This is a genomic window from Christiangramia sp. 3-2217-3z (assembly GCF_051195275.1).
In the GTDB taxonomy this organism is placed as follows: Bacteria; Bacteroidota; Bacteroidia; order Flavobacteriales; family Flavobacteriaceae; genus Christiangramia; species Christiangramia marina.
Genome location: NZ_JBNJLI010000017.1, coordinates 1 through 5,806 on the forward strand (window position 1 = coordinate 1; position 5,806 = coordinate 5,806).

Annotated in this window: 5 protein-coding genes and 1 pseudogene; 1 reads left to right on the plus strand and 5 read right to left on the minus strand. The window is 32.0% G+C overall.

From position 1 onward, the window contains the following. Positions 1–244 precede the first annotated feature (244 nt). Complete coding sequence (locus ACSHZO_RS15430; protein ID WP_298248359.1) at positions 245–700, plus strand: hypothetical protein; 456 nt, start codon at positions 245–247, stop codon at positions 698–700. Here ACSHZO_RS15430 and ACSHZO_RS15435 read toward each other — a convergent pair. The 5 genes and pseudogenes from ACSHZO_RS15435 to ACSHZO_RS15455 all read right to left on the minus strand — a co-directional run bounded on the left by ACSHZO_RS15435 (position 690) and on the right by ACSHZO_RS15455 (position 5,617). Continuing rightward, positions 690–848, minus strand: coding sequence for a hypothetical protein (locus tag ACSHZO_RS15435; RefSeq protein ID WP_298248360.1), 159 nt, complete (start codon positions 846–848; stop codon positions 690–692). The genes ACSHZO_RS15430 and ACSHZO_RS15435 overlap by 11 nt on opposite strands. 295 nt (positions 849–1,143) lie before the next feature. Continuing rightward, the gene (locus ACSHZO_RS15440) at positions 1,144–2,127 is read right to left on the minus strand and encodes a hypothetical protein (RefSeq protein WP_298248361.1); all 984 of its coding nucleotides are present in this window, start codon (positions 2,125–2,127) and stop codon (positions 1,144–1,146) included. 369 nt (positions 2,128–2,496) lie between these two features. Then, positions 2,497–3,573, minus strand: coding sequence for a hypothetical protein (locus ACSHZO_RS15445; RefSeq protein ID WP_298248362.1), 1,077 nt, complete (start codon positions 3,571–3,573; stop codon positions 2,497–2,499). A 31-nt stretch (positions 3,574–3,604) separates the two neighbouring features. After that, positions 3,605–4,613 (minus strand): annotated as a pseudogene (locus ACSHZO_RS15450) (IS30 family transposase). Positions 4,614–4,822: 209 nt separating this feature from the next. After that, complete coding sequence (locus ACSHZO_RS15455) at positions 4,823–5,617, minus strand: cation transporter (RefSeq protein WP_089665041.1); 795 nt, start codon at positions 5,615–5,617, stop codon at positions 4,823–4,825. Between the last annotated feature and the right edge of the window lie 189 nt (positions 5,618–5,806).

Consider the following 5,806-nt stretch of genomic DNA (forward strand, 5'->3'; position numbering starts at 1 on the left):
GAAATTTAAAATTGTCAGCTTAACTTTTTTATTGTTTTTAGTAGCTAAAATCGTTTCGGAGCACTTGCATGTAACGGTATCGGTTATCGCCAGTTGGCGGAGTAGGGGACGCGGATTTGTCGGCTTAGGATTGGTTTGTTGGTCAAGTTAATTATTTTCTTACTAACGCTGCCGCTTATTGGCGATGAACCGTTGTTGTGCAAAGTTTTGTTTTAAATTTATATTTATACAAAATTCACCTCCAATGGACAAAACTGAAAAACTACAAAAATTAAAGGAACGACAAATTTTATCCTTAGAAGGAATGAAATATGGCGTTCAGAGAATTGATTTATTAATTGTTTCTATCAGTGGCGCTGGAATTTATGTCTGTTTAGAAGCTTTAAAATTTTTAAAAGAAGAAAACTTAGATTTAAGTTCTATAATTAAATATTCTGGTCTTTTTTTAGCTCTGGCAATAATTATAAATTTTATTTCTCAATTTTTAGGTCACAAGTCTAATGAAGTAGATTGGCGTTGGTGTGAGCATATAATCGATTGTAATGATGAACCGAGTAAAAAGCAAAAGAAAGTTATTGATAATTTAGACGATCGATCAGAAATTCTAAGTGATCTGACTATTTGGTCTAACTACCTAAGTGCCTTACTAATGTTTATAGGATTAGGCATGTTAATTTATTACTTTACATTTATTTTTTAGGTGGTCGAGGATTACCTCTTTGTGGAGGTGGTGATGGAGGAGCATGTTTAGGAGTAACTGGAGGAACATTTCTCGGTTTTGGAGAAGGTGGATTTGGTCTACTTGGAACCGAAGGCGGAGTATTAGGTCTCGAAGGTTGTTTTCCCATTCTTTTAAATTTTACGAATTGAATTTATAAAGTTAAATTCTTCTATCGTTAAAATCCAATATTAAACACCAGGTTTTCAACACATTAATTAACAATAGAAATTCTGATTTTCTTCAAAATTTTGCACAACGGGTACGGTTATCGCAAGTTGGCGGAGTAAGGGACACGGCTTTGTCGGCTTAGTATTGGTTTGTTGGCCAAGTTAATTATTTTTTTTCTAACGCTGCCGGCTATTGGCGATGAACCGTTGTTGTAAACTGGAGCGACTATATAATTATTAATTGGCCACTAATAATTAATCTTCATAGTAAATATCAAATTTTAAATTTATATCCAATTCTTGTTCAGTTCCAGCTACACCCCAAAGATGATAAGCTATTTTCAAATCATAATTTTGCATATCGGCAGCTATATTTCGATCTAAATTCCCGTATAGAGTACCTGTCATAGGACTTTCCTCATAGGAACCGGGATAAGCATCACCAATAATATCGAAAGGATAAACGGTTTCATCTGGATTCACCATCTCATCGTACCCTATCATTATTCGCTCAAACGGATTTTGTCCATCTTCTTGGAAGCTTTTAAAACTAAGATTGAATCCTGTAATGTTCACTAATCTTATCTTTTCGTATGGAATGTCATGAGAAATGGCAATATTCTCAAGGCGGTAATTTGGAAATTTAGTAACACCGGAATAATAATGATGATTTACTTCTTCTGTAAGAAATTTTAAATTATATATCTCTGAAACAGTTCTTTTGTTCAAATCATTTGTTGGTACAATTATAAATGATTTTACCGCTGTCCATAAGCTATAATCCTTTATCATCTTAACGTCAGTGGATCTTGCTCTATAACTCACATATATTGTATCTCTGATATTTAAGCTTTGAGGACTATAATAATAATGAACATATTGGTTACCATATCCTGTCCCATTATTATTAAGTTGATGAAATTTGTAATAATCATCACATGTAAAAGGTTCGCTTGTTTCTATAAACTGCAATTCTGTATTCCATAAATCTCCAGGTAAATTCCATTCAATATCTATTCTTTCGTTAGAATAAAAAATATGGTTTTGTTCTAATTTTATTGAGGGTGGATCGTAAATAGCTTTGAATCTTAAACTATCTGGTGTTGGTGTGATTAATTCACATGGGTCAGCAGAGAATGGCGCAAGTTTTTCTTCATTATCGTCTGTACTGCACGATAATAGATAAAAGCTGAATATAAATAACAAAATTGTTGTAGAAAATATTGATTCTTTTTTCATGTAGGATAAAATTAAATTGATTTAAAAAAAACAATTACTTCTTAAATAATTTTATCCTCTTTTTTGAATATTTAGTATTCTAGAATTTGGCAAGATTTAATTCCCTTTATTCAAATTTACAAGGAATTAATTCCCAAACTTATAAGAAGTTCTCTGTTGATTTCGAAGGCGGAAATTAATTAAAAAAACAATTACTTTTTTCAAAGGAGTAAAAATTTTCTGGAGCTCTTGTTTACAACGGTATCGGTTATCGCCAGTTGGCGGAGTGCGGGACTCGGATTTGTCGGCTTAGTATTTTGTTGTTGGTCAAGTTAATTATTTTTTTTCTAACGGTGCCGCTTATTGGCGATGAACCGTTGTTAGCAATAGTTATTTATTACTATTTGCATCTTTAAGGGCGTCCCTTGTCCATTCTGCAAATTCATCTGGAAAAGTACTCCAATCTTGACTATTGAAATTTATATTATTTGATATTACATAAACCTCTTCATCATTTAAAAGCCCTGCATAATAAGTATTATTTCCAAAATTTATAAATAATGATGACATATATATACCGCAGGCATGAGCCATACAGGATGATAATAGCGCTTTATTATTATTTATTTCTAATGGACCTTGGACTGCTATGTAGTTTATAAATTTATCATACAATTCTGCTCCAAATTGCCTTTTTAAATCCGATTTTAATGGCTCCGTTTCACAAATTTCTTGAAACATATATTCACTTTCATATTTTTTTACAAAAGTCAAATCGATATCTGAAATTTGATAATTAGAATGATTTGAATTATCATAGTAACCTAAAGATTCTTTAAGCAGTTGTTTTGAGTAGCTGTCATCAGTACAAATTTCACAATATTTATAACCGTAATTTTTTGCTTCTCTTAAATTAGTTTTAGCAATATCACTAGTACAATTCCCTAATCCCTCACATTGAATGTTAGTATGAAAGGCATATGCATCTTCACTGATGCAAACAAATCCTTTTTGTAAGTAAGAATGCTTATCCAGTAAGTTATTTATCTCTGAAGGAAATTCTAATGAAATTCTCATTTCATTAAAATTAAATCTAAATGCGTTGCCTAGAGCAGTTCTGTAATTATAAGTGATATTTGAATTCGGATCAGTACAAACTTTATATTGAAAGAAAGCGTTTTCCTGAATTTGTCTCACTAATTCCAAATACTGATTTTTATCTTTAAAGTCAATGATGGCAATAACTCCTGTAGAATTATAAAATTTTATGTATTTGTTATCAATTTTACCTTGAAAATAAGGTAAATCATCTGTACCTCCAGAAAAATATTCGTTACTACTGAGAAAGAAATTTTTTAAATCTTGAGAACTAGTATTTAAATCGTAATATGAAATTTCTTGCCCAATTGTTAAAAAGGGTATAAAGACAAGGAAAGGAAATAGGAGTAAAAATTTTGCTGGATTCAAGGTTGTAACGCAACAAAGCGTAGTTTAAAGGTTAGGCATTCAAATATAAATTTTTTCGTTCAAGATCCATCATTTCCTGTGGTGTTTTGTAGCCTAGGATTTTACGTGGTCTGTTATTGAGTTTGTCCTGTATAATTTTCAGTTGTTTTTGATCAATGGTATTAAAGTTTGTTCCCTTTGGAAGGTATCTTCTGATGAGTCCGTTGGTGTTTTCATTGGTGCCTCTTTCCCATGAAGAATAGGGGTGAGCAAAGTAGATTTGCATCCCTGTTTTCTGCGTAATTTTTTTATGTCCTGCCATTTCGATTCCGTTGTCATAAGTCATCGTTTTTTTGAAAGTTGGATCCATTTGATTCAATTTTTTAGAGAATCTTTTGCTTACGTGATCTGATTTTTTGTTGTCTAATTTTACAATTAAGGTGTATCTAAACTTGCGTTCTACAATAGTTCCAATGACACTTTTGTGATTGGCTCCCACCATAAGATCTCCTTCCCAATGACCGCTTTCTTCTCGAAGGTTAATATGTGCTGGTCGCTGGTCAATGCTGACCTGATCGATAATCCTGCTTCCTTTTACTTTTCTTTCTAGATCTTCTACGCTGAGTTCCTCTAGCCAGGAGCTTAATAAGCTTTAAATTAAGCCTGGCTTGTGGCTTATTATAGATATGCTGATAAATAGCTTCGTGAGAAATAGTCATTACCGGATCATTAGGATAATCATCTTTAATTCTTCCGGATATTTGTTCCGGTGACCAGTCTTTTAAAAGTCCTTTATAGACATAAATACACAGTCTTTTATAGGTGCTTATTTTGTCCTTATTTCTTTTATTGAGGTAATCGTCTTTAGCAATATAATCAGCGATATCAGCACTGTAATATTCCCCTGGTTTAGTGATCCATCTGTTTACTTCTCGGGTAATGGTTGAACGGGATCTACCCAGCTTGATTGCAATAAAGGATTTGGACTTATTTTCTTCTAAAAGGGTCTGGATAATTACCCTTTCTTTATGAGATAATCTCCGGTGTTTTTTTAGTTCCATACAACAAATCTAAAGTTATGATTTGGTGCGTTAAGTTATTGAACCCAGGTTTCTCATAAATAATTATTGCTAACGGTCTCGTATATTCGTCAGTTGTGGTAGTGAAGATACGTATTTGTCCGATTTAGTTTTTTAATTCCTGGTTTCTATAAACTTTCTTTTCGCTCAATTGCCGCAATTGCGAATATACGTTGTTGTTGCCAGTGCGGCTACCTACCAATTTTTAAAATTCTTATAGCACCTTGAATTACGAGAATGAATACGATTGTTCCAATAATTAAATCTGGTTTACTTGAATTTAACCAATTGACTAGTAAAGCAGCAATTATAACACCTACATTTATTATTATATCATTTGAGGTGAAAATCATACTCGCTTTCATATGAGCTTCCTTTTTACTTTTAGATTTTTGAAGCAGGTATAAACAAATTCCATTTGCAATTAATGCTAAAATTGAAACAATTATCATTGTTGAAAAATCAGGCAGTTTTTCATTTCCAAAGAACCTTCTTAGAACTTCTGCAAATCCAATTAGCGCTAATAAAATTTGAAAATAACCAGCTAAATTGGCAATTTTTTTCTTTTTTACGATTGAACCTCCTACAGCAAAAAGACTAATTCCATAAACAAAAGAATCTGCTAGCATATCTAAACTATCTGCAACTAACCCCATAGATTTTGAGATTAAGCCAGTTGTCATTTCTATTATAAAAAATGCAAAATTTATTACTAGTACAGACCAAAGTAATTTCTTTTGTTGAGAATTTTCTTTGAATTCAGTTTGGTCGGTTTGTTCCGTCTTAATTTTTTTGGTTCCTAATTTTAGTCCGTTTAATGATTCTTCTATAGATTGAATTTCACCTTCGTGAAATACTGTTAATTTTCTATTCGGAATATCGAAATCAAGATTTTTAATACTAGGGATTTCATCTAATTTCATCCTTATCAGATTTTCTTCTGAAGGACAATCCATTTTTGAAATTTCGAAAATTGACTTATTCATTGAGGTTTAAATTTATCTAGCTTTTGCAAGATAAATTATGAATTTATACTTGAGAACTTTCTTGTTTAGAAATTTGGTTTTTAACCTGAATGCTCAATGTCCGCATTGGCTACAACGGTCTCCTTTACTTTGTTTTCATATTTTAAGAGAGAACTAAGGGGAGAACTATAACGGTCTCTAGTTAGGCAC

Excerpts from the sequence above, each read along its gene's own strand:
- ACSHZO_RS15430 (WP_298248359.1), top strand. The coding sequence starts at position 245 with ATGGACAAAACTGAAAAACTACAAAAATTAAAGGAACGACAAATTTTA.
- ACSHZO_RS15435 (WP_298248360.1), bottom strand. The coding sequence starts at position 848 with ATGGGAAAACAACCTTCGAGACCTAATACTCCGCCTTCGGTTCCAAGT.
- ACSHZO_RS15440 (WP_298248361.1), bottom strand. The coding sequence starts at position 2,127 with ATGAAAAAAGAATCAATATTTTCTACAACAATTTTGTTATTTATATTC.
- ACSHZO_RS15455 (WP_089665041.1), bottom strand. The coding sequence starts at position 5,617 with ATGAATAAGTCAATTTTCGAAATTTCAAAAATGGATTGTCCTTCAGAA.